16 protein-coding genes, 1 other RNA gene and 1 pseudogene are annotated in these 23,449 nt (G+C 72.6%); 14 read left to right on the top strand and 4 right to left on the bottom strand.

From position 1 onward, the window contains the following. Positions 1–31: 31 nt before the first annotated feature. Positions 32–1,450: an ABC transporter substrate-binding protein gene (locus ABZ484_RS26350; protein WP_358868395.1), complete on the bottom strand. Its 1,419-nt coding sequence runs from the start codon at positions 1,448–1,450 to the stop codon at positions 32–34. Positions 1,451–1,614: 164 nt separating this feature from the next. Next, positions 1,615–5,151: an FtsK/SpoIIIE domain-containing protein gene (locus ABZ484_RS26345; RefSeq protein ID WP_358868394.1), complete on the bottom strand. Its 3,537-nt coding sequence runs from the start codon at positions 5,149–5,151 to the stop codon at positions 1,615–1,617. A gap of 417 nt (positions 5,152–5,568) precedes the next feature. On the opposite strand from ABZ484_RS26345, the gene ABZ484_RS26340 reads away from it, so the two are divergent. From ABZ484_RS26340 to ABZ484_RS26325, 4 genes are all read left to right on the top strand, one after another. Continuing rightward, positions 5,569–7,302: a serine/threonine-protein kinase gene (locus ABZ484_RS26340; protein WP_358868393.1), complete on the top strand. Its 1,734-nt coding sequence runs from the start codon at positions 5,569–5,571 to the stop codon at positions 7,300–7,302. Positions 7,303–7,474: 172 nt separating this feature from the next. Beyond that, complete coding sequence (locus tag ABZ484_RS26335; RefSeq protein ID WP_358868392.1) at positions 7,475–8,722, top strand: protein kinase; 1,248 nt, start codon at positions 7,475–7,477, stop codon at positions 8,720–8,722. A gap of 52 nt (positions 8,723–8,774) precedes the next feature. Next, a complete protein-coding gene (gene prfB / locus ABZ484_RS26330; RefSeq protein ID WP_358868391.1) occupies positions 8,775–9,890 on the top strand; it encodes a peptide chain release factor 2 in 1,116 nt (371 codons plus the stop codon). Between the two features lie 291 nt (positions 9,891–10,181). Further along, positions 10,182–11,075 carry a hypothetical protein gene (locus tag ABZ484_RS26325; protein WP_358868390.1) on the top strand — a complete coding sequence of 298 codons (894 nt, stop codon included), beginning with the start codon at positions 10,182–10,184 and terminating at the stop codon, positions 11,073–11,075. Positions 11,076–11,179: 104 nt separating this feature from the next. Here the strand turns inward: ABZ484_RS26325 and ABZ484_RS26320 are convergent, their stop codons facing one another. After that, on the bottom strand, positions 11,180–11,371 hold the full coding sequence (locus tag ABZ484_RS26320; RefSeq protein WP_016438128.1) for a hypothetical protein: 192 nt from the start codon (positions 11,369–11,371) through the stop codon (positions 11,180–11,182). Between the two features lie 249 nt (positions 11,372–11,620). Between ABZ484_RS26320 and ftsE the strand changes: the two genes are divergently transcribed. From ftsE to ABZ484_RS26290, 6 genes are all read left to right on the top strand, one after another. Then, positions 11,621–12,310: a cell division ATP-binding protein FtsE gene (gene ftsE / locus ABZ484_RS26315; RefSeq protein ID WP_086726378.1), complete on the top strand. Its 690-nt coding sequence runs from the start codon at positions 11,621–11,623 to the stop codon at positions 12,308–12,310. 33 nt (positions 12,311–12,343) lie between these two features. Beyond that, entirely contained in the window at positions 12,344–13,261 is a 918-nt protein-coding gene (gene ftsX / locus ABZ484_RS26310; RefSeq protein ID WP_358868389.1) for a permease-like cell division protein FtsX, read from the top strand. Positions 13,262–13,329: 68 nt separating this feature from the next. Next, positions 13,330–14,523: a S41 family peptidase gene (locus ABZ484_RS26305; protein WP_358868388.1), complete on the top strand. Its 1,194-nt coding sequence runs from the start codon at positions 13,330–13,332 to the stop codon at positions 14,521–14,523. 96 nt (positions 14,524–14,619) lie between these two features. Beyond that, positions 14,620–15,099, top strand: a complete 480-nt coding sequence (gene smpB / locus ABZ484_RS26300; RefSeq protein ID WP_358868387.1) for an SsrA-binding protein SmpB — start codon at positions 14,620–14,622, stop codon at positions 15,097–15,099. 213 nt (positions 15,100–15,312) lie between these two features. Next, positions 15,313–15,712: a transfer-messenger RNA gene (ssrA, locus tag ABZ484_RS26295) on the top strand. Between the two features lie 286 nt (positions 15,713–15,998). Continuing rightward, positions 15,999–16,952 (top strand): VCBS repeat-containing protein, encoded by a 954-nt coding sequence (locus tag ABZ484_RS26290; protein WP_358868386.1) that lies wholly within the window; start codon positions 15,999–16,001, stop codon positions 16,950–16,952. A gap of 340 nt (positions 16,953–17,292) precedes the next feature. On the opposite strand, the gene ABZ484_RS26285 is transcribed toward ABZ484_RS26290, so the two are convergent. Beyond that, the gene (locus tag ABZ484_RS26285) at positions 17,293–18,555 is read right to left on the bottom strand and encodes an MFS transporter (RefSeq protein ID WP_358868385.1); all 1,263 of its coding nucleotides are present in this window, start codon (positions 18,553–18,555) and stop codon (positions 17,293–17,295) included. An 84-nt stretch (positions 18,556–18,639) separates the two neighbouring features. On the opposite strand from ABZ484_RS26285, the gene ABZ484_RS26280 reads away from it, so the two are divergent. From ABZ484_RS26280 to ABZ484_RS26265, 4 genes and pseudogenes are all read left to right on the top strand, one after another. Further along, positions 18,640–19,656 (top strand): LysR family transcriptional regulator, encoded by a 1,017-nt coding sequence (locus ABZ484_RS26280; RefSeq protein ID WP_358868384.1) that lies wholly within the window; start codon positions 18,640–18,642, stop codon positions 19,654–19,656. 137 nt (positions 19,657–19,793) lie between these two features. Further along, positions 19,794–20,891: a translation initiation factor IF-2 gene (locus tag ABZ484_RS26275; protein WP_358868383.1), complete on the top strand. Its 1,098-nt coding sequence runs from the start codon at positions 19,794–19,796 to the stop codon at positions 20,889–20,891. Between the two features lie 203 nt (positions 20,892–21,094). Then, positions 21,095–23,254 (top strand): glycosyltransferase, encoded by a 2,160-nt coding sequence (locus ABZ484_RS26270; protein ID WP_358868407.1) that lies wholly within the window; start codon positions 21,095–21,097, stop codon positions 23,252–23,254. Then, positions 23,251–23,449 (top strand): annotated as a pseudogene (locus ABZ484_RS26265) (acyltransferase); the annotation flags it as partial. The gene ABZ484_RS26270 and the pseudogene ABZ484_RS26265, both read left to right, overlap by 4 nt.

The raw sequence follows: 23,449 nt of genomic DNA, 5'->3' as shown, positions 1-23,449 counted from the left end.
TCCTCGGTGGGTGCGAGCGGTCATCGGCCCCTCAGCTCCCGCTGCCGTACGCCGCCGCCGCGTCCTTCTCCAGCTTCGCCTGGGTGCCCGCGACGTCCGAGGGGTTCTTCAGGAAGTCCTGGAGGTCCTTCCACTCGCCCTTGCCGGGCGTGCCGCCGAACGCCTGCGGGGCCTGGTCCGACATGTCGAAGCGGAAGTCGTCGCCCGACGCGATCAGCGCCTGCGCGATCTTGCGCTGCACCTCGTTCGGGTACGCCGAGTTCGGCACGTTCTTGTTCGGGGACAGGTAACCGCCGAGCTTCGCCTGGATGGTGGCCGCGTCGGACGAGGCCAGCCATGTCACCAGCGCCTGCGCCGCCTTGGAGTCCTTCAGGATCACCGCCGCGTCGCCGCCGGAGACGACGGGCGCGCTGGAACCCACCGCCGGGAACGGGAACACCTTCGCGTCCGTGCCCACCTTCGCCTTGGTCTCACCGATGTTGACCTGCGCGAAGTCGCCCTCGAAGACCATGCCGGCCTTCGGCTGGTCGCCGCCGGTGAAGGTCTGGGTGACGGAGACCGGGAACTCCGTCTGGAGCGCGCCCTTCGCGCCGCCCGCGACGTAGTCCTTCTTGGACCAGATCTGCGCGAGGGTGGTCAGGGCCTGCTTGACCGACGGATCCGTCCACTTGATCTTGTGCTGGGCGAGCTGGTCGTACTTTTCCGGGCCCGCCTGGGAGAGATAGACGTTCTCGAACCAGTCGGTGAGGGTCCAGCCGTCGGCGCCGCCCACGGAGAACGGGGTGACACCGGAGTCGTAGACCGTCTGCGCGGTGGTCAGCAGGTCCTTCCAGGTCTTGGGCTCGCTCGCGCCCGCGTTCTCGAAGACCTTCGCGTTGTACCAGATCAGCGACTTGTTGGCGGCCTTGTAGTAGGCGCCGTACTGCTTGCCGTCGACCTTGCCGATGTCCTGCCAGCCCTGCGAGTAGTTCTTGGCGAGCTGCGCCTGCGCCTCCGCGCCGAGCGGCTTGGCCCAGCCCTTGTCCACGGCCTGCTTGATGGCGCCCGGCTGCGGCAGCAGCGCCACGTCCGGCGGCTGCCCGCCCGCGATCTTCGAACCGAGGAAGTTGATGATCGGGTCCTGGGCGGGGACGAAGGTGACCTTGGCGCCCGTGCGCTTGGTGAACTCCGCGAGCACCTTCTTGAAGTTCTTCTGCTCCCCGCCGGTCCAGACGGCGGCGACCTCCAGGGTCTGGCCGTCCAGCTTCGGGAGCGTGACGGCGGAGCCGCCGCCCGTGTTGCCGGTGGCTCCGCCGCTGTGGTCGTCGCCGCTCTTCTTGTCGTTGTCCGAGCCGCCGCACGCGGCGAGGGAGAGAGCCAGTGCTCCCGCGGCGAGAGCCGCCGCGGCCCTGGTCGCCCTGGTGGAACCGGCGGCCCCGTGTGTCCGGATGGTGCTGCTCGTGCTGCGCATCACTGCCCCGTTCTTCGTCCTCGTCGAACGTCCCAGCGCTGTCCTGTCCCGTGCGCTCTGGTCTACGCCGGGGCCCGGGAGTCGGCAAGAGCGCCCACAGTGTCAAGTGGAAGATCGTGACCTCGTCGTGACGGTAAGTCAGGCGGTACGGCCGGGGCGTGGGGTCACAGCAGGGACGGGACCTCGGCGGCCGACACCTCCCGCGCGGCCCGCTCCAGCGCGCTGGCCAGCAGGGCCAGGTCCGTCGGCCCGTTGCCCAGCTCCCGGACCGAGCGGCGGGTGGGCGGGTCGCCCATGCGGTCCCACTCCAGGGGGACGACCGTGGGCCGTTGGGTCGCCGTCCGGGGGATACGGCCCGTCACCCGGCCGCCCTGGAACGGGGTCACCCGGCCGTCCGCACCCGTCAACCGGCCGCGCCCCGGCGCCGGTTCGTCCGGGCCGGAGGCCGGGGCGTCCAGCACGACCCGCAGCGCGGCCCGGCGCGCCGGTTCCGTCTGTGCCGTACGGCCCCCGGGCGCGGTCGCCGCCACCAGGTGCACTCCGAGCCGCTCGCCCTCGCGCGCCACCGCCTCCAGCGCGCGGATCACGGACCCGGCCGCGGGCCGCCCGGGGGACCCCAGCGCGGGGGAGACCAGGGCGTCCAGGTCGTCGACGACCACGACCAGCCGGGGCAGCGGCGGCGGAGCGGTCTCGCCGCGCGCCCGTGCCGCCGCGGGCCGCAGCCGCAGGGTGGAACTGGGCGGGGCGTCCAGATCGGCGGCCCCAGGGCCGGTCGTCCCCGGGCCGGTCGTCCCCGGGCCGGTCGTCCCCGGGCCGGTCGCCGCCGGGTCGGCCGCCGCGGTGCGCCCCGGTCCCGTGCGCTGGGCGACGATCCGGCCGGACACCTCGCGCCGGGTGTGCCACTCGGTGAAGTCGGCCAGCCCCAGCAGCTCGGCCCGCCGCTTCAACTCCGCGCTCAGCGACTGGGCGAACTCCCGCATGCGCACGGGATCGTTGGCGGTCAGATGGGTGGTGACGTGCGGGACGTCCGTACAGACCCGCAGGCCCTCGCCGTGCCCCTGGCCCGCGCCGGCGCCGTCCCGGCCGTCCAGCAGGACGATGCCGAGGCGGTCCGGGCGCTCGGCGGCGGCCAGCGAGGCCACGGCGGACCGCAGCAGCTCCGTACGGCCGCTGCCCGCCGGTCCCTCGACCAGCAGATGCGGTCCGTCGGCCACGAGGTCCGCGCAGACCGGGCCGCGCGGACCGGCGCCGAGTATCACCCAGGCCCGCCCGCCGAGGGACCGGGCGTCATCGGCCGCGTCCGCCCAGCGCGCCTGGAGCGACGCCGGGGTGGCCCGGGCCAGGCCCAGCTCGTCCAGCAGCCGCGCCGACGGCGGCAGCGGCACCGACAGCCGTGCGGGCCGGTCGCCCTTGGCACCGTCCGCCGCCGTCCTCAGCGGCGCCAGCGCCCGCGCGAACCGCTCGGCCCACGGCAGGGACACCGCGTCGACCACGGCGACGGTGCCGGGGCCCACGGGCCCCTGCCCCTGCCCGCCGGACCGCGCGACACGCATCAGCCGCAGCGCCGTCGCCACGTCGCCGCTGAGCAGCGCCACGGCCCCGCACTCGCCGAACACCGGCGACACCTCGCGGGCCGCCTCGTACGTCTCCGTCACCGGCGACGCGGGAGAGGCGGGCGCCGTCTCGGCGAGGCACACGACGTGGATCCCCGCCCGGGAACCCTCCTGCGCCAGCCGCGCCACCGCCTCCCGCACCGCGGCACCGCCCGGGTCCCCGTCCACGACGACCACGGTGTACGGCCCGGGAAAGCCCTGCCCGCCCGGCCCGTCGTCCTCCCGGGCCCAGGAGGGCCGCCGGCCGGCACCGGTGGGTCCGGCCGGGGATCCGGCGGGTTCCCGGCTCTCGGCGAGGTGGTCCTCCAGGCGGCGCAGGAGCTCGTCCGTGCGGGCCGTCGCCTGGTCGCGGTCGTAGGCCAGGAGCAGCCGGCAGTCCTGGCCGTGGCCCGGCCGTACATGAGGGAGCCAGCCGGCCCAGGACCACTCGGCGGTGCGCTCCGGCAGCGGGCGGGCGCGGTCCGCGCTGATCAGGACGATCTCGAGGGTGTCGGGGGAGTGCAGCGCGGCTAGCTGGGCCAGTACCGCGCGGGCCAGTCCGGACAGGCGCTCGCGCGGCCCGGCCAGGCCCAGCGCGCCGACCTCGCGCAGCCCGGCGGTCACCGGCACCGCGGGCAGCAGCCGGCCCGAGTCGTCGGGGGCGGGGCGGTCGGCCGTGCCGAGCCGGACGGTGAGCGCCTCCGGGTGCCCCGGTCCGCGCTCCCACAGCCGCGGCCCCGGCCCCAGGGCGGTCAGCAGCAGCGCCGCCGGGTCCGGCCAGGTCTCCGGCAGACGCGGTGCCGCGTACGCCCCGGTCGTGTGCCGTGCGGACGCGTGGTCCGCCGTGCCCTCTTCGTACGTCCCGTCGCGGCCCGCCGCCGTCTCGCCGCGCCCGCCGGCCAGGCGCCGCGCCCACGCGCCGAGCCCGCCGCGCCTGCGCACGCCCTGCGGTACGTCGGTGCCCCGCACGGGGGTTCCCTTGCGCCCGCCCGGCTCGACGGCGCCGTCCGGATCCCCGGCGAACCCGTCCGCGTGGGCCGACCCGCCGCCGTGGCTCTCGATCCGCGGGGCGCGGCCCTGCGCGGGGACGAGGGGTTCGACCGGCTCGACCGGCTCGTGCTCGCGCGCCTCCCGCGCCTCCGGGTCCGCGCCCACACCCACGCCCGGGGCCGTACCCGTGCCGAAGGCCGTCTCCGCACCGGCGCCGGTGCCGAAGGCGGTGCCCGTGCCGAAGCCGGTCGCCGTCACCGTCGGCGTGCCGGTGCCGGTGCCGGTGCCGGTGCCGGCTCCGGCGTCCGGGACGCGCGCGTGTGCCGCCGTACGCCCCTCACCCGCCTCACCGGCCTCACCTGGCGCGCCGCCCTCGCCGCCGTGGACCCGCACGTGTCCCTCGCCGTCCGGTGCCGTCGCCACGCGCGCGGACGGGCCGGCGGCCGGGGTCAGGCGCAGGGCCGACTCGCCGATGCGCAGCAGGGCGCCCGGGGCGAAGCGGACCGCGCGGGAGCCCACGGGCCTGCCGTCCAGCGCGGTGCCGTTGGTGGAGGCCAGGTCGGCGACCGAGACGCGGCCGTCGGCGGAGACCGTCACCGCGCAGTGCAGCCGGGAGACGTCCGGGTCGTCGAGCGGGACGTCGGCGTCGGCGGAGCGGCCGACGACGATCTGCCCGCCGTGCAGCAGATGGACGCCGCCCGCGTCCGGCCCCGCGACCACGTGCAGCTGGGTGGGGGCCTCGTCGAGCTCGGGATGCGGCTCCGGCTCGGCGGGGGCGCCCAGGGAGAGCACCGCGCCGTCCAGCAGCGGCGGCTCGCCGAGCGTGCAGCGCTGGGTGTCGAGCCGCTCCACTCCCGCGTACAGCACCACGGGCCCGGTCCCGGGCTCCCGGGCGGACCGCTCGGACCCGCCACGCTCGCGCCCGGCCGCACCGCGCTCCGGGCCGGACCGCTCGGGCCCCGCCCCGCCGTCCCCGGCGACCGCGGCCGCCAGCGCCGACGCCACCGCGGCCAGGGCGGTCCCCGCGGGCGCCGTCACCAGCACGTCGCGGCTCACGGCGCGGCCCCCGGCCGCCGCGGGCGGGCCCAGCGGGTCTACGACGGTCAGCCGGATCTGCATCGGCGTCAGCGGTCCCTTCTGCGCGGGCGCGGACTCCCCCACCCCACACGAGCACGTCGGCCAGTCACTGGAGGCATCCTCGCACCTGCCACCGACAACACGCCCGCCGTCCCACGGCAAGTGATCTTGATTGGTCGGCTCTGCCCCCAAAAGTGCCTGGCCGATGCCCGGTGAATGACCGCTTCGGGCCCGCTTGAGATCGGTCACGTCCGTGCGCGGGCAACCAACCGACCCGAGTCGAGCGTCTTACCGTCGAACATGTACGGCACCCCCTGCGTATGTCGCCGCGTAGGTCGCTCCGGAACAGCCGTGGGGAAGGCGGGGAGCGGCACTAGAGTGGGTCGGAACACCCGCGACGGGCCCGAGAAACCAGAAGGCGCGGGGGACCAGGCAAGCAAGCAGCAGGGAGCGCATGACGTGCGGCCGGTAGGCAGCAAGTACCTCCTGGAGGAGCCGCTCGGACGCGGTGCCACCGGGACCGTCTGGCGAGCCCGCCAGCGTGAGACCGCGGGCGCCGAGGCGGCCGTGCCCGGTCAGCCCGGCGAGACCGTGGCGATCAAGGTCCTCAAGGAAGAGCTGGCCAACGACGCCGACATCGTCATGCGGTTCCTGCGGGAGCGCTCCGTGCTGCTCCGGCTCACCCACCCGAACATCGTCCGGGTCCGCGACCTGGTGGTCGAAGGCGATCTGCTGGCACTGGTCATGGACCTCGTGGACGGTCCCGACCTGCACCGCTATCTGCGGGAGAACGGCCCCTTCACCCCGGTCGCCGCCGCCCTGCTCACCGCGCAGATCGCCGACGCGCTCGCCGCCAGCCACGCCGACGGGGTGGTCCACCGCGACCTGAAGCCGGCGAACGTCCTGCTCAAGCAGGACGGCGGCCAGATGCACCCGATGCTCACCGACTTCGGCATCGCCCGTCTGGCGGACTCGCCCGGCCTGACCCGCACCCACGAGTTCGTCGGCACCCCGGCCTACGTCGCGCCCGAGTCCGCCGAGGGCCGCCCGCAGACCTCCGCCGTGGACATCTACGGCGCCGGCATCCTGCTGTACGAGCTGGTCACCGGCCGCCCGCCGTTCGCCGGCGGCTCCGCGCTGGAGGTCCTGCACCAGCACCTGAGCGCCGAGCCGCGCCGCCCGTCCACGGTCCCCGACCCGCTGTGGACGGTCATAGAACGCTGTCTGCGCAAGAACCCCGACGAACGGCCCAGCGCCGTGAACCTCGCCCGCGGCCTGCGGGTCGTCGCCGAGGGCGTGGGCGTGCACGCGAACGCCGCGCAGATCGCCGCCGCCGAAGGCGTCGGTGCCCTGCTGGCGCCCGATCCGGCGCCCGCGACCGTGCCCGCCGGGGACACCCCCGGTGTGCCCGGCGCGGCCGACCCGACCCAGGTGCTGCCGCACGGTGCGCAGGGCGTGCCGGGCGCTCCCGCGTACGACCCGAACGGCGCCACCAGCGTCCTGCCGCACACCGGCGGCCCGGCCGGCGCCGCCGATCCCACCACCGTCCTGCCCCACAACGGCGCGGCCGACCCCACCCGTGTGATGCCGCCGATGCCGCAGGGTCAGCCGGGCGGCGGGCCCCAGGGACAGCAGGGGCAGCAGCCGGAACAGCCGCACCCCTGGCAGTCCCAGCTGCGCGCGGCCCGCGACCGCAACGAGCAGACGCAGATCCAGTACCTGGACCCCAGCGAGGACCCGCTGCGCCGCCGCCCCCAGCGGCAGGTCGCCCGGCCGCAGCAGCAGCCGCACCCCCAGCCTCGGCCCCAGCCCGGCTACGGCCATCCGCAGCAACAGCAGCAGCCCCACTACGCGCAGCAACAGCCCCAGCAGTACGCCCCGGCGCCGCAGCGCCGGCAGGCCCAGCAGCCCCAGCGGTACGCGCCGCCGCCCGCACCGGAGCCCCAGCGCCCGGCGCGCGAGCCGCGCGCCCCGCGGCAGCGCAGCGCGAACCCCATGAAGATCCCCGGGCTCGGCTGCCTCAAGGGGTGCCTGTTCACGATCCTCATCCTGTTCGTCGCGAGCTGGCTGGTCTGGGAGCTGAGCCCGTTGCAGGAGTGGATCGGCACCGGCAAGGGCTACTGGGACCAGCTGAGCTCGTGGGTCGGCGACGCGGTCGGCTGGATCAAGGACCTGGGCGGCAGCGGCAGCTGACCGGCGGGCCGCCGGATCACCCGACCGGCGGACCAGTGGGCCTCCGGATCGACGCTGTGGCGCGTGAGTCTGGAGATTTGTCGACACCTGGCGGGTGATTTCCTTCTCCGCGGTGAAGGTTGGCTCCGCGGACGCGTAGTTTTGGCGACAACACGCGTCTGTAGGAGCAGTCTTGGCACGGAAGATCGGCAGCCGGTACACCGCGAACCAGATCCTGGGGCGGGGCAGCGCCGGCACGGTGTGGCTCGGCGAGGGGCCGGACGGACCCGTCGCGATCAAGCTGCTGCGCGAGGACCTGGCGTCCGACCAGGAACTCGTGGGCCGCTTCGTGCAGGAGCGCACCGCGCTGCTGGGCCTGGAGCACCCGAACGTCGTCTCCGTACGGGACCTGGTGGTCGACGGCAACGACCTCGCCCTGGTCATGGACCTGGTCCGCGGCACGGACCTGCGCACCCGCCTGGAGCGGGAGCGGCGGCTCGCGCCCGAGGCGGCGGTGGCCATCGTGGCCGACGTGGCGGACGGGCTGGCCGCGGCGCACGCGGCCGGGGTCGTGCACCGGGACGTCAAGCCGGAGAACGTGCTGCTGGACATGCAGGGCCCGCTCGGCCCGGGCGGGTCCCACCCGGCGCTGCTGACGGACTTCGGTGTGGCCAAACTCATCGACTCGCCGAAGCGCACCCGCGCCACGAAGATCATCGGCACCCCGGACTACCTGGCCCCGGAGATCGTGGAGGGCCTGCCCCCGCGGGCGGCGGTGGACATCTACGCCCTGGCCACCGTGCTGTACGAGCTGCTGGCCGGGTTCACCCCGTTCGGCGGCGGGCACCCCGGCGCGGTGCTGCGCCGGCACGTCACGGAGACGGTGGTCCCGCTTCCGGGCATCCCCGACGAGCTGTGGCAGCTGATCGTCCAGTGCCTGGCCAAGGCGCCGGCGTCCCGGCTGCGCGCCTCCGAGCTGGCGGCCCGGCTCAGGGAGCTGCTGCCGATGCTCACCGGCATGCCGCCCCTGGACGTGGACGAACCGGACGACACCGACCCGGCCCAGGAGCCGCGGGAGGAACTGCCCGAGCGCACCCCGGCGCCCGGCGGGGACGGCGCGCCACGCCGGGGAGCGGTGCCCCTGGTGCCCGGCGCCAGGCCGGACTCCAACCGGGACACGCACACCTCGATGCGGGTCCCCGCCCCGGACGAGCTGGCCGGCGGCGCGCACGGCACGGCCCGCGCTCCTCGTACGCCCGGCGCGCCCCGCCCCGGCTCCGCCCGCAACCGCTCCGCGGCCCGCCGGCGGCGGATCACCCTGAGCGTGGCGGGTCTGGTGCTCGTCGCGGCCGTCGGCGCCGGTGCCTGGTGGGCCACGTCCGGCGACGCCCCGGCGAGCGAGCCCCAGGACACGCGGCACTCGGCGCCCTCCACGCCGTGACGGCCGTCACCGCTCGGCCATCCATGCCTGGCGGAGCCGTTACGCTGGATGCGTGGCAGTCGTCGATGTATCCGAAGAGCTCAAGTCCCTCTCCTCGACCATGGAGTCGATCGAGGCCGTTCTGGACCTCGACAAGATGAGGGCAGACATCGCCGTGCTCGAGGAGCAGGCGGCCGCGCCGTCCCTGTGGGACAACCCGGACGAGGCGCAGAAGATCACCAGCAAGCTCTCCCACCTCCAGGCCGAGGTCAGGAAGGCGGAGGCGCTGCGCGGACGGATCGATGATCTCGCCGTGCTGTTCGAGCTCGCCGAGGCCGAGGACGACTCGGACACCCGCGCCGAGGCCGAGGCCGAGCTGACCGCGGTCAGGAAGGCGCTGGACGAGATGGAGGTCCGCACCCTCCTGTCCGGCGAGTACGACGCGCGCGAGGCCCTCGTCAACATCCGCGCCGAGGCCGGTGGCGTGGACGCCGCCGACTTCGCCGAGCGGCTCCAGCGCATGTACCTGCGCTGGGCCGAGCAGCACGGCTACAAGACCGAGGTCTACGAGACGTCGTACGCGGAAGAGGCCGGCATCAAGTCGACCACCTTCGCGGTGCAGGTGCCCTACGCCTACGGCACCCTCTCCGTCGAGCAGGGCACCCACCGGCTCGTCCGCATCTCCCCCTTCGACAACCAGGGGCGGCGGCAGACCTCCTTCGCCGGTGTGGAGATCCTCCCGGTCGTCGAGCAGTCCGACCACGTCGAGATCGACGAGTCCGAGCTGCGCATCGACGTCTACCGGTCCTCGGGCCCCGGCGGCCAGGGCGTGAACACGACCGACTCCGCGGTCCGCATCACCCACCTGCCCACCGGCATCGTCGTCTCCTGCCAGAACGAGCGCTCCCAGATCCAGAACAAGGCCACGGCGATGAACGTCCTCCAGGCCAAGCTGCTGGAGCGGCGCCGCCAGGAGGAGCAGGCCAAGATGGACGCCCTGAAGGGCGACGGCGGAAACTCCTGGGGCAACCAGATGCGCTCCTACGTCCTGCACCCGTACCAGATGGTCAAGGACCTGCGCACCGAGTTCGAGGTCGGCAACCCGGAGGCCGTGTTCAACGGCGAGATCGACGGGTTCCTGGAGGCCGGAATTCGCTGGCGCAAGCAGCAGGAGCAGGCTGCGAAGTAACTTTGTCGACAAGGCAACTGCCGCCTCGGAGGCGGCAGTTGCCTTTTTCGTTCCCGGAAGTCCGTGTTTTGCATCACGCTCACATTGCTCTTCACCTCGCATAGAGCGCGTACCCGGACATCACGTACGCAACGGCCTTGACGTTGCTTTGAATTATGGGAAAGGTAAAGCGCGGCATGCGCATTGCTGGGGCGCATGTGAACCGGGGGGCTCCATCGTTCAGCTACCTCCGTCGATCACTGCCCCGAGCGCGGCTTCACAGACGATTCGGCTACTGGGGGTAGCAACCATATGACCAAGAAGACGCGGATCCGGGTCGCGCGGATAGCCGCCGGCGCCGTGATCGCGGCCGGCGCCTCATTGACCGCCGCGGGTGCGGCTTCCGCGCTGGACGCAAATGTTCAGGTCGGTCCGGTCTCGCTGGGCGTGAGCACGGGCAGCGGTGCCGACTCGGGCGGCAACAGCGAAGGCACGAGTCAGGGCACCAGCGAGGGTACGAGCCAGGGCACCAGCGAAGGCACGAGCCAGGGCACCAGTGAAGGCACGTCGCTCGGTGTGACCGAGGGGACCTCGCAGGGGACGTCCCAGGGCACGTCGGAAGGTACCTCGCAGGGGACGTCCCAGGGTACGTCGGAAGGTACCTCGCAGGGGACGTCGCAGGGCACGTCGGAGGGTACTTCCGAGGGCACCTCCCAGGGCACGTCGGAGGGTACTTCCCAGGGCACGTCCGAGGGCACCTCCCAGGGCACGTCCGAAGGCACCTCGCAGGGCACGTCGGAGGGCGGCTCCGGCAACGGTGGCTCCGGCAACGGCGGCTCCGGCAACAACGGCGGCTCCGGCAACAACGGTGGCTCGGGCAACAACGGTGGCTCCGGCAACAACGGCGGTTCCGGTGACAACGGTGGCTCGGGCGACCAGGGCGGAAACGGTGGCGGCAGCGACACCGGCACCACCCCCGACGGCAACGCCCCCGCCCCCCAGGACCAGGGCTCCTCGGCCCTGACCGACACCGGTTCCACCACCCCGGCCAACACCGCGCCGCAGGGCAACGGCAAGGAGCTCGCCGAGACGGGTGCCGGGCAGACCGCGTTCCTGCTGATCGGCGCCGCGACGATGATCGCCGGCGGTGTCGGCTTCCGCATTCTGCCGCGCCTGGTGTCGGGCCGCGGCGGAGCCGCCGCCTGAGCGTAGCCGCACCCCTACGGGGCGTACCCGGCATATGACGCCGAAGGGCCCGGAGCCTGTCGCTCCGGGCCCTTCGCGTGGTCCGATTCGCCTCGCGCCGACGGCTAAGCCGTCTGGTGCGCCAGCAGCGCCACCGCGGCGATCAGCACCGCCAGCAGCGCGATCAGTGCCATCGGGTTCAGTCCCGCGAAGAAGTTCTCCTGCTGCAGCCGCTCGCGGTTCGCACGGCACACGGGGCACCGGCCCTCGCTCACGGGCGCCGCGCAGTTCGCGCACACCAGCCGGTCGTACGTCATGCGCTCGCCCTCCTTGCACCGGTTACCTCTACAACGCCCGCGGGCACGCGAACGTTCCCCTCTCCACAATGCCAGGTTCCCCGGATTTCAGCTCGGGCTCCCCTCAGGTCGCCCTGAAGCACCGCTCATGCCCCGCCGAGGCGCAGACAAAACGTACAACTGACCCGCAACCCAGACCGGTGACTGCGCTCGCACACCCGACTCGCGTATGGTCACGCTCATCTACCCCCGGCGACCCGTGGTGCATCCGTGATCCGATTCGACAATGTCTCCAAGGTCTACCCCAAGCAGACCCGCCCCGCCCTCAGGGATGTCTCCCTGGAGGTCGAGAAGGGCGAGTTCGTGTTCCTCGTGGGGTCCTCCGGCTCCGGAAAGTCCACCTTCCTGCGGCTGATCCTCCGCGAGGAGCGGTGCAGTCACGGCCAGGTGCACGTCCTCGGCAAGGACCTCGCGCGCGTCTCCAACTGGAAGGTGCCGCAGATCCGCCGCCAGTTGGGGACGGTGTTCCAGGACTTCCGCCTCCTGCCCAACAAGACGGTCGCCGAGAACGTCGCCTTCGCCCAGGAGGTGATCGGCAAGTCGCGCGGTGAGATCCGCAAGTCGGTGCCGCAGGTGCTCGATCTCGTCGGCCTCGGCGGCAAGGAGGACCGCAGGCCGGGCGAACTCTCCGGTGGTGAGCAGCAGCGCGTGGCCATCGCGCGGGCCTTCGTCAACCGGCCCAAGCTGCTCATCTGCGACGAGCCCACCGGCAACCTCGACCCGCAGACCTCCGTCGGCATCATGAAGCTGCTCGACCGCATCAACCGGACGGGCACGACCGTGGTGATGGCGACCCACGACCAGAACATCGTGGACCAGATGCGCAAGCGCGTCATCGAACTGGAGAAGGGCCGCCTCGTCCGCGACCAGGCGCGCGGCGTCTACGGCTACCAGCACTGAAGAGTCCACGTCGGAAAGGCTTGACCAGACGCCATGCGCGCCCAGTTCGTCCTGTCGGAGATCGGTGTCGGTCTCCGCCGCAACCTGACGATGACCTTCGCGGTCGTCGTCTCCGTCGCCCTGTCGCTCGCCCTCTTCGGCGGGTCGCTCCTGATGAGCGACCAGGTCAGCAAGATGAAGGGCTACTGGTACGACAAGGTCAACGTCTCGATCTTCCTCTGCAACAAGAGCGACGCCGAGAACGACCCCAACTGCGCCAAGGGCGCCGTCACCGAGGACCAGAAGAAGGCGATCCTCGCCGACCTGAAGAAGATGCAGGTGGTCCAGACGGTCACCTACGAGTCCCAGGACGAGGCGTACAAGCACTACAAGGAGCAGTTCGGCGACTCCCCGCTCGCCGGCTCCCTGACGCCGGACCAGATGCAGGAGTCGTACCGGATCAAGCTGAAGGACCCCGAGCAGTACAAGGTCATCGCCAGCGCCTTCAACGGACGTGACGGTGTCCAGTCGGTCCAGGACCAGAAGGGCATCCTGGACAACCTCTTCGGGCTGCTGAACGGCATGAACTGGGCCGCACGCGCGGTCATGGCGATGATGCTGGTCGTCGCTCTGATGCTGATCGTGAACACGGTGCGGGTCTCGGCGTTCAGCCGGCGCCGGGAGACCGGGATCATGCGGCTCGTGGGTGCCTCCGGCTTCTACATCCAGGCGCCGTTCATCATGGAGGCGGCCGTCGCCGGACTGATCGGCGGCACGGTGGCGTGCGGATTCCTGGTCACCGCGCGGTACTTCATCATCGACCACGGTCTCGACCTGGCGCACAAGCTGACGCTGATCAACTTCATCGGCTGGGACGCCGTGCTGACCAAGCTGCCGCTCATCCTCGCGACGAGCCTGCTGATGCCCGCGCTCGCCGCGTTCTTCGCGCTGCGCAAGTATCTGAAGGTGTGACACACGCCAACAGGGCCGTACGGCCAAGCGTCCGTACGGCTGTGAGGCGTTGTCCTAGACTCACCGCCATGTCAGGTCGTGACCCGTTCTGTCAGCCCCGCCGCAACCGCGCCGGGGCCACCCTGACATTGGTCTTCGCGGGCGTGCTGGTGGCCGGGGCGGCGACCGGCTCGCTGCCCGGTTCGGTGCCGGACGGCTCCGGACGGAAGTCCTCCGTGCAGGCGGCCGGTTCGACCGAGCTGGAGCCCGCCGGCCACCACGAACAGGTGACGAAGGCGGCCGAGGAGGCCATGGCCGCCGGAAAGTCCCCCATGGAGGCCGCCGAACGGGCCGTCAGCCGCAGCGGCGACCGCTGGGGCGCCGTCTACTCGCAGGGCGACTACGAGGAGTTCCAGGAGGCCCTGGACGGCCAGTACACCGGCGTCGGCCTGTGGGCGCGGCGCGAGCGGGACGGCCGTATCGACGTCTCCAGGGTGCAGGCCGGCTCGCCCGCGGCCGACGCCGGGATCCGCCGGGGCGACCGGCTGCGGAGCGTGGACGGCGAGAAGGTGGACGGGCTGCCCGTCACGCAGGTCCTCTCCTTACTGCGCGGCGACGCCGACGACGCGCCCGCGGGCACGGCCGTCACCCTGGGCCTCCAGCGCGGCACGCGCGCGTGGACGCAGACCGTGCGCCGCGCCCGCCTCTCGACGGACCCGGTCACCGAGCGGCGCCTGGCCGACGGAGTGACCGTCATCAAGATCACCGCGTTCACGAAGGGCGTGGGCGAGAAGGTCCGCACGGCGGTACGCCGGTCGTCCTCGGGCAGCGGGATCATCCTGGACCTGCGGGGCAACTCCGGCGGCCTGGTCACCGAGGCCGTCACCACCGCCTCCGCCTTCCTCGACGGCGGCCTGGTCGCCACCTACGACGTCGACGGCACGCAGCGCGCGCTGCACGCCGGCCCCGGCGGCGACACCGCAAGACCCCTGGTCGCGCTGGTCGACGGCGGCACGATGAGCGCGGCGGAACTGCTCACCGGCGCCCTTCAGGACCGTGGGCGCGCGATCGTGGTGGGCTCCCGGACCTTCGGCAAGGGCTCCGTGCAGATGCCGAGCCGGCTGCCCGACGGCTCCGTCGCCGAACTCACGGTCGGGCACTACCGCACCCCGTCGGGCCGCAGCGTGGACGGTCACGGCATCACCCCGGACCTGGACGCGGGCAGCGACGCACTGGAGCGGGCGCGCACGGTTCTCACGGGCCTGGGCGACGACCCTTCGTGACCGCGCGGGCGCCGACCGCTTACGCGGCGCCCGCTGACGCACGCCCCGGATAATCTTTCCCCGCGACCCCTCCGTAGTGCGAAAATGGTGGGCACTATGGCTAAGGAAAAAGGGCGCAAGCTGATCGCGCAGAACAAGAAGGCGCGGCACGACTACCACATCCTCGACACCTACGAGGCCGGCCTGGTCCTCACCGGCACCGAGGTGAAGTCGCTGCGCCAGGGGCGGGCCTCGCTGGTCGACGGCTTCGTGCAACTGGACGCTCACGAGGCGTGGCTGTACAACGTGCACGTGCCCGAGTACAGCCAGGGCACCTGGACCAACCACAGCGCCCGCCGCAAGCGGAAGCTGCTGCTGCACCGGCTGGAGATCGACAAGCTGGAGTCGAAGTCCCAGGAGACGGGTCACACGATCGTGCCCCTCGCCCTGTACTTCAAGGACGGCCGCGCCAAGATCGAGATCGCGCTGGCGAAGGGCAAGAAGGAGTACGACAAGCGTCAGACCCTGCGCGAGAAGCAGGACCGGCGCGAGGCGGACCGCGCGATGGCGGCGGTGCGCCGCAAGCAGCGCGGCTGAGCCGGGACCGAGCCGGGATCCGGGTCTGGACCCGGGTCTGAACCCGAGCCGGGATCCGGGTCGGGAATGTTCCGGTGCCGGGTCGCGTTGGACCTCGTACGAACGCCGTACGACGGCCGGGTGACCGGCGGGAATACGGTGGCGTCGGCGGGCGTTGTTTCGTACGATGGCACCTGCACCTCACAGCGGGTGCGCACCTTGAGAAATCAACATGGGGATGATCGGTTTCGACAGCGGCTGTCGAAGCAGGGGAAGCGTGTCGAGGAAGCGGCCATGATCTCGTAAACCACAGGCCGAAAAAAATAATCGCCAACACCAAGCGCGATTCCTCCCAGCAGGCCTTCGCCCTCGCTGCCTGATCTCAGGTAGCAGAGCGAGCCTCCTACTAAGGGAGTGTCAGCCCGGGGCTGTTCCCGACCCGGATCCTGGCATCAGCTAGGGGACTAAACCTCGATCCCGGTCACGGGGTGAAGAGGGAAACCAAACAGTGACTGAGCCCGTCGGAGACTTGTCCGCGTGATCTCCGGGGCCGAGAAAATCGAAGCGGACTGCACACGGAGAAGCCCTGGTTCCGCACCGTTGGACGCGGGTTCGATTCCCGCCATCTCCACCAGCTGGAGCTGGGGGCCCCGCCCCCAGACCCCGCACCCCATGTGGACAAGGCCCCGTCGCTTCCGAGCGACGGGGCCTTCGTCGTTCCCACGGCCGCTCACCGGCTGCGCCGAAAAGGTTGTACGCCTCGTCGTTGCACTTGTGTCCCGCTTCTGTACCGCTTCTGTGCCATACGAAAAAAACGTTGGCATGTAAAGGACACGTGTAGGGATCATGGATCAACCCTGGATCCCGCCGGCGCCACTGGTGCACATCACCGGGCCGAACCGGCGGTCGATCCGTTCCTCATGACCAACTGGAGGACCCACGTGGTCAACAGTTCCGGCCTGAACGCGCGCCGCCTGGCGCGTGCCACGGCTGCGGCGCTCACCGCCGCTCTGGTGGCGACCGGTGCCAGCAGCGCCGTCGCCGCGGACCAGCCGGCACCCACCTACACCCGGCCGTCCGTTGACGTGAAGCCGTCCGGTGTCTCGAAGTACACGGGCTCCACCGCCCTGCCGGGGGACGCCCAGGTCAACCCGCTGTTCGGTGTCGACAACGGCGGCGTCCTGTGGGGCTACCCGCCCAACGGCGAGGGCGGCCTGGAGTCCCGTATCTGGTCCGGCGACAACTGGCAGACCGTCCGTACCATCACGCAGACGGACCAGGACGCCGACGGCTGGGCGGACGGCATCTGGTACGTCACGTCCGGCGGCCAGCTCGTCTACAGCGTCGGCGGCGACACCGACGACCAGCTCGTCGGCAACGGCTGGAAGATTTACAACCAGCTCTTCTCGCCCGCCAACGTCGGTGGCGCCGCCGCCGACGACCTGCTCGCGCGGGACGGCTCCGGCGTGCTGTGGCTGTACCTCGGCTACGGCAACGGCAAGCTGACCACGCGTTACAAGGTCGGTTCCGGCTGGAACATCTACACCGACATCACCGGCAAGGGCGACCTGACCGGTGACGGCAAGGCCGACATCGTCGCCAAGGACACCTCGGGCGTGCTGTGGCTCTACAAGGGCACCGGCAACTACAAGGCGCCCTTCGCGTCCCGCACCCGCATCGGCGGCGGCTGGAACACCTACAACAAGGTCGTCTCGGTCGGTGACATCGACATCGACGGCATCACCGACCTGGTCGCCCGCGACAAGACCGGTGCGCTGTACCTGTACAAGGGCACGGGCAACGCCGCCGCCCCGTACGCGTCCCGCGTGAAGATCGGCAGCGGCGGCTGGAACACCTACCGCCTCATGTTCTGATCCGGGCTCCCCGCCTCCTTCGAGGCACCACGACGGGCCGCTCCCTTTGGGGGCGGCCCGTTGTGCGTGCAGCGGATCATGTCGCACATGTCTGCGACGGGTGAAGAAGAAGCCCCTGCACAAGCGGATCGCCGCAGTGATCCGGGAGTTAGGGAGGTGGCTCGTCGGGCGGTGACCGGCAGTCCTCAGCAGAATTGAGGGCTCCCGGTCGGTAACCGCCTACCGGTGAAAAGGGGTCCCCGCTTGGAATTCCGGTCCGGGCGGGGGCCTCCGCCTCATGGAACCACACCGGGAGCCCGCTCAGCACCCCGGAGTTCGGGTGAACGCGAGTCCGCCCCGGTCACCCGGTCCGTCGGACGAGGGAGATCAGCAGTGCCACCGCCGCGGCCGTGACCGGCACCCCGTAGGCCGCCGTCGGGGACAGGTGTTCCACCGCCCAGCCGCCGGCCGCGCTGCCGCAGCCGATGCCGCCGAGGAGGCCGGTCACCGCGAGGGTCATGCCCTCGTTGAGGCGGCCCTCGGGGGTGCGCTGCTGGACCAGGGTCATGTTGGTGACCATGGTGGGCGCCGTCGCCGTACCGGCCACGAGCAGTGCCCCCGACAGCAGCAGGAGGGAGCCGGTCAGAGCGGCGGCCAGCAGGGGCAGCGTCATGAGAGCCGTCATCGCCGCCACGCACCACCGCAGCCGCCGGTCGGCCGGCCCCGCCGGGCGCAGCAACCCGTACACCAGACCCGCCACGCACGACCCGGCCGCCTGGAGACCGAGCGCCACGCCCGCCACCGACCGGTGCCCCTGGGCGTCCGCGAACGCCACCGTGACCACCTCCATGGCGCCGAACACCGCCCCCATGGCGAGACAGACCGCGAGTTGCGCGGGCATGCCCGGGGCCCGCAGGGGCGCCTTCGCCCGGGACGATCGCGGCCGGGGCGGCGGCTCCGTCGAGCGCTGGGCGGCGAACAGCAGCACGCCCGTGAGCAGCAGCGCCGCACCGGTCAGCGTTCCGGCCTCCGGGAAGACCGTGCCGCACAGGAAGGCCGCGAGGACCGGGCCGAGCATGTAGCACAGTTCGTCGGCCGCCTGCTCGAAGGAGTTCGCGGTGTGCAGGGCCTCGGGATCGCCCTCGAGCAGGTGGGCCCAGCGGGCGCGGGACATGCCGCCGGTGTTGGGGGTGGTCGCGGTGGCGGCGTAGGCGGCGAAGAGGGTCCAGTCCGGGGCGTCGTAGTGCACGCACAGCACCAGGGCCAGGCTGCCCAGCACCGCGCAGACGGTGGCGGGCACGGCGGTGCGCGCCTGGCCGTGGCGGTCGACCAGCCGCGCGATCCAGGGCGCGGTCACCGCGGTCGCCGCCAGACCGGTGGCGGTCACGGCGCCGGCGAGGGCGTACGAGCCACGGGCCCCGGCGATCATGACGACCGCGCTCACGCCGAACATGCCCGAGGGCAGCCGGGCGATGAGGTTCCCGGCGGTGAAGGCGCGGGCGCCGGGGAGGGCGAAGAGACGGCGGTAGGGGTTGCCCGACGCCGGAGCGGTCGCGGGGGGCACGGCTCGGTCGGTTGCTCCGGTGGTCGTCCCGGTGGGCGCTTCGGCGTTCGTCGGTGGCATGTCCACCACCGTCGCCCGGAGCGGATCACCCGGTCCAACACCTTGTCGGTGCCCATTGACGCACTCACGTTGTAAGTTCACCGCATGCCCGACCTGCCCGAGCTGCCCGGACGCCGCCCCCTGGACCCCCGCCTGCTCCGCGCCTTCCTCGCCGTCGCCGAGGAGCTGCACTTCACGCGCGCCGCGGCCCGGCTGTACGTGGCCCAGCAGGCGCTCAGCCGTGATGTGCGCCGTCTGGAACGGGAGTTGGGCGCGGAGCTGTTCGTGCGGACGACCCGGCTGGTGACCCTGACCTCCGACGGCGAGCGGCTGCTGCCGTACGCGCGCCGGGTGCTGGACGCGCAGGACGAGTTGCTGGCCGCCTTCGGACAGGCCCGGCCGCTGCTCGTGGACCTGAACTCGCCGGGCCTGGCCACCGGTCGCCGTGTGCTGCACCGGGCCCGTGAACTCGCCCCGGAGCAGGAGATCATGGCCCGCTTCGAGAGCGGCCTGACGGGCGCGGCGGCCGAGCTGCTGGCGGGCCGCCTGGACGCCTCCTTCGGCCGGTACGCGGGCCTGGACCCGGCGCTGCGGGCCATGCTGGACCACCAGTTCGTGCGGTACGAGCCGATGGCGGTCGTCCTGCCCGAGGACCACCCGCTGGCCCCGCTGCCGCGGGTGCCGCTGGCCGCGCTGGAGGGCGAGACCGTGTACGCCGGCGCCGGTAACCCGCGCACCCCGGAGTGGACCGACCTCGCGCACCGCCTGTTCGACGGCCGGGGCATCGCGGTCGCGCCACCGGCTCCGCTGGCCGTCGGGGTCGAGGAGTTCGAGCGGCTGATGGCCAAGACCGGCCACCCGGTGCTCGCGGTGGTCGGCTTCCCGGCCCTGCCCCGGACCGTCGTACGGCCGCTCGTCGATCCGGTCCCGCTGTCACCGGTGTCACTCGTGTGGCGCAAGGGACTGGTGCATCCCGCGTTCGACGCCCTGCGCCGCGCGGCGGCGGAACTGGCGGCACGCGAAGGCTGGTTCCGGCGACCCGAAACCGGATGGATTCCAGCCATCGACGAATCAGCGGCGAATCGGTCAATTCCGTTCACCATTGATCTTCACGATTCCTGACCACCTTCGCGGGCGTACGTTCGTGACCGCCGAGCACGGTGGGACAACGGGGGCGCTCGGGCAGGTGGGGGCCTGCTCCGGCGACGTGGGGCTCGGAGTCGTACGCGCGCCCGGAACACTCCCGTGGGGGAAGCTACGTGCGCGTGAACAAGGGGCCGGAAGAGGCCCAACCCGAATGGCCCGCGGCCGCGTCCGCGACCGGCGCGATGCCCGCCGCCGACGGCGACGGCGGTGATGCCGGCGCTGGCGGCGATGGCGGCGGCGAAGCCCAGACGTTCCCGGAGACCGGCACCGGCCGAGCGCTCCGGGTCGAGGACCCGTGGGAGGAGCCCGGACACGACGGCTCGGACCCGGGGGAACTGACCGTCCGCCTCGACCGTGTCGAGGGAAGCCCGGACGACACGGACACCTCCCGTCACGACCCGGACGGCCGCGAGGGCGGCGGCTCCGAGGGACCGGTCTTCGTCGACGCGTCGGGCCGCCGCAGCCGGCGGTTCCGCCGGTTCGGCATGGCGGTGGGGCTCGCCTGCGCGGTCTACGCCGTCGTCATCGTCGTCACCCTCCTCTCGGGCAACTCCGACGCACCCTGGCTGCCGGTCCCCGGCCAGGCCGACGACCGGCCGGCCGGCAAGGTCGACACCTCCCCGGTGCCCTCGGACCCGGCGCCACCGCCCGGCACGGGAGGCGGCGTCGCCGTACCAGGGGTGCCGGGGGTGTCCGGGGTGCCGAACGTACCGGGGCTCTCCGCGTCGGCCTCCGGCTCCGGAAAGCCGTCCGCGGCCCCCGGTGCCACGGCGCCCCGGTCCTCCGCCGGTGCGCGGCCGGGAGCCTCGGCCTCACCCGGGCCGAGCGGCACGGCGAGCGGCGGGCCCAAGCCGCCCGGCACCGGCACTTCGACCGGACCCGTCGTCGGTCCGACCCCGCCGCCGGCCTCCACCTCGCCCGACCCGTCACCCAGCGGCACCGGCGGCGCGTCCTCGCCCGACCCGTCGCCGTCCTCCGGCGGAGGCGGCGGCGGGAGCACGAGCGGCTCCGGCCCCGGTTCCGGAACGGTCGCGGAGGGGCCGGGCTCCCCGGTGCCCGTGACCAGTGAGCCGGCACCGGGAACCAGCGGGGCACCGGGCCCGACGACGGCACCCGGACCCACCTCCGCGCCGGGACCCGCCGGAACGTCCGGGACCTCCGGCGCCTCCGGCGCCGCGTCCGCCCCGGCGTCCTCGGGGAACCTCGCCTGATGGCCGCCCGTCTCCGTCGCGGCGACGCACGCCGCCCCGCCGACCACCGTCCCGCCGACCACCGTCCCGCAGAGCACCGCCCGGCCGGCCGTCGTCCCGCTGCCGGGCGCCGGCCTGCCGCGCGCCGGCCCGCGCCGCGCAACCGCCCTGCCGCCCGTCTGCCCCTGCGCCACCTGCTGCCGACGCTCGTGCTCGCCGCGCTGATGGCGATGCTGATGCTGCGCGGCTATGTGCACAGCGAGATCCTCGCCGACCACCGCATCCGCCCGGAGGCCGCCACCGACAGGGTGCCGGAGAAGATCCTCGACGGCGGCCCGGTCATCGACACCCGCGGCGGACGGGCGACCAGCCTGCGCGTCCCCGACCACCGCCTGGTCCTCACCTTCGACGACGGACCCGACCCGACCTGGACCCCGAAGGTGCTGGACGTGCTCAAGAAGCACCACGCCCACGCGGTCTTCTTCGTCACCGGCACCATGACCTCCCGCTACCCGGACCTGGTCAGGCGCATGGTCGCCGAGGGCCACGAGGTGGGTCTGCACACCTTCAACCACCCCGACCTCTCCTACCAGTCCTACAAGCGCATCGACTGGGAGCTGTCGCAGAACCAGCTGGCCATCACCGGCGCGGCCGGCGTGCGGACCTCGCTGTTCAGGCCGCCGTACTCCTCCTTCGCCGACGCGATGGACGACCGGTCCTGGCCGGTGACCCAGTACATCGGCAGCCGCGGCTACATCACCGTGGTCAACACCGCCGACAGCGAGGACTGGCAGAAGCCGGGCGTCGACGAGATCATCCGCCGGGCCACCCCGAAGGGCGGCAAGGGCGCGATCGTGCTGATGCACGACTCCGGCGGCGACCGCCACCAGACCGTGCAGGCCCTGGACCGCTACCTGCCCGAACTCCAGGCGCGCGGCTACCGGTTCGACAACCTCACCGAGGCGCTCGGCGCGCCCAGCGCGCTCACCCCGGTCACCGGCCCCGACCTGTGGAAGGGCAAGGCCTGGATCTTCCTGGTCCAGGCCGCCGACGACATCACCGACGGCCTGGGCATCTGCCTGGCCCTGGTCGGCGGTCTGGTCATCGCCCGCTTCGCCCTGATGCTGCTGCTCTCCGGCGCGCACGCCCGCCGGGTGCGCCGCCCCGGCTTCCGCTGGGGAGAGCCGGTCACCGAACCGGTGTCGGTGCTGGTGCCGGCGTACAACGAGGCCAAGTGCATCGAGAACACGGTCCGTTCCCTGATGGCGGGGGAGCATCCGGTCGAGGTCGTGGTGGTGGACGACGGCTCGGCCGACGGCACCGCGGACATCGTCGAGGCCATGAACCTGCCCGGCGTACGGGTGGTGCGCCAGGCCAACGCGGGCAAGCCGGCCGCCCTCAACCGCGGTATCGCGCACGCCTCGCACGACCTGATCGTCATGATGGACGGCGACACCGTCTTCGAACCGTCCACCGTCCGCGAGCTGGTCCAGCCCTTCGGCGACCCACGGGTCGGCGCGGTGGCCGGCAACGCCAAGGTCGGCAACCGGAACTCGCTGATCGGCGCCTGGCAGCACATCGAGTACGTGATGGGCTTCAACCTCGACCGCCGCATGTACGACATCCTGCGCTGCATGCCGACGATCCCGGGGGCGGTCGGGGCGTTCCGGCGGTCCGCCCTGAAGCAGGTCGGCGGCATGAGCGACGACACGCTGGCCGAGGACACCGACATCACCATGGCGCTGCACCGCGCCGGCTGGCGGGTGGTGTACGCCGAGAACGCCCGCGCCTGGACCGAGGCACCCGAGTCGGTCCAGCAGCTGTGGTCCCAGCGCTACCGCTGGTCCTACGGCACCATGCAGGCGATCTGGAAGCACCGCCGCGCCCTGCTGGACCGCGGGCCGTCCGGCCGCTTCGGCCGCGTGGGCCTGCCGCTGGTGTCCCTGTTCATGGTGGTGGCCCCGCTGCTCGCACCCCTGATCGACATCTTCCTGCTCTACGGCGTGGTCTTCGGCCCGACGCAGAAGACGATCCTGGCCTGGCTGGGCGTCCTGGCCATCCAGGCGACCTGCGCCGCGTACGCCTTCCGCCTGGACCGCGAGCGCATGACGCACCTGATCTCCCTGCCGCTCCAGCAGATCCTGTACCGCCAGCTGATGTACGTCGTCCTGCTCCAGTCCTGGATCACCGCACTGACCGGCGGCCGGCTGCGCTGGCAGAAGCTGCGCCGCACGGGCGTGGTGGAGGCACCCGGAGGGCCGGGCGGACCCGGCGGACCGGCACCGCGCGAGCGCGTGGGGGCGACCGCCGGGACGCCGGAGGCGACCGAGGCGATCGAGACGACGGAGACGACCGAGGCGACCGATCGGAGGCCGGTGGCATGACACAGGCCCTCGCCCCGGAGAACGCGGCCGGCCGCAAACCGGCCGGCGGCCGGGACCGCTACCTGGACCTCCTGCGCGCCCTCGCCCTCCTCCGGGTGGTCCTCTACCACGTGTTCGGCTGGGCCTGGCTCACGGTGCTCTTCCCGTCGATGGGCGTGATGTTCGCGCTGGCGGGCTCCCTGATGGCACGCTCCC

It is taken from the genome of Streptomyces sp. NPDC006393, from assembly GCF_040628575.1.
GTDB lineage: Bacteria > Actinomycetota > Actinomycetes > Streptomycetales > Streptomycetaceae > Streptomyces.
The sequence above is the reverse complement of the archived record's forward strand: the minus strand, read 5'-3'. Positions and strand labels throughout refer to the sequence as shown.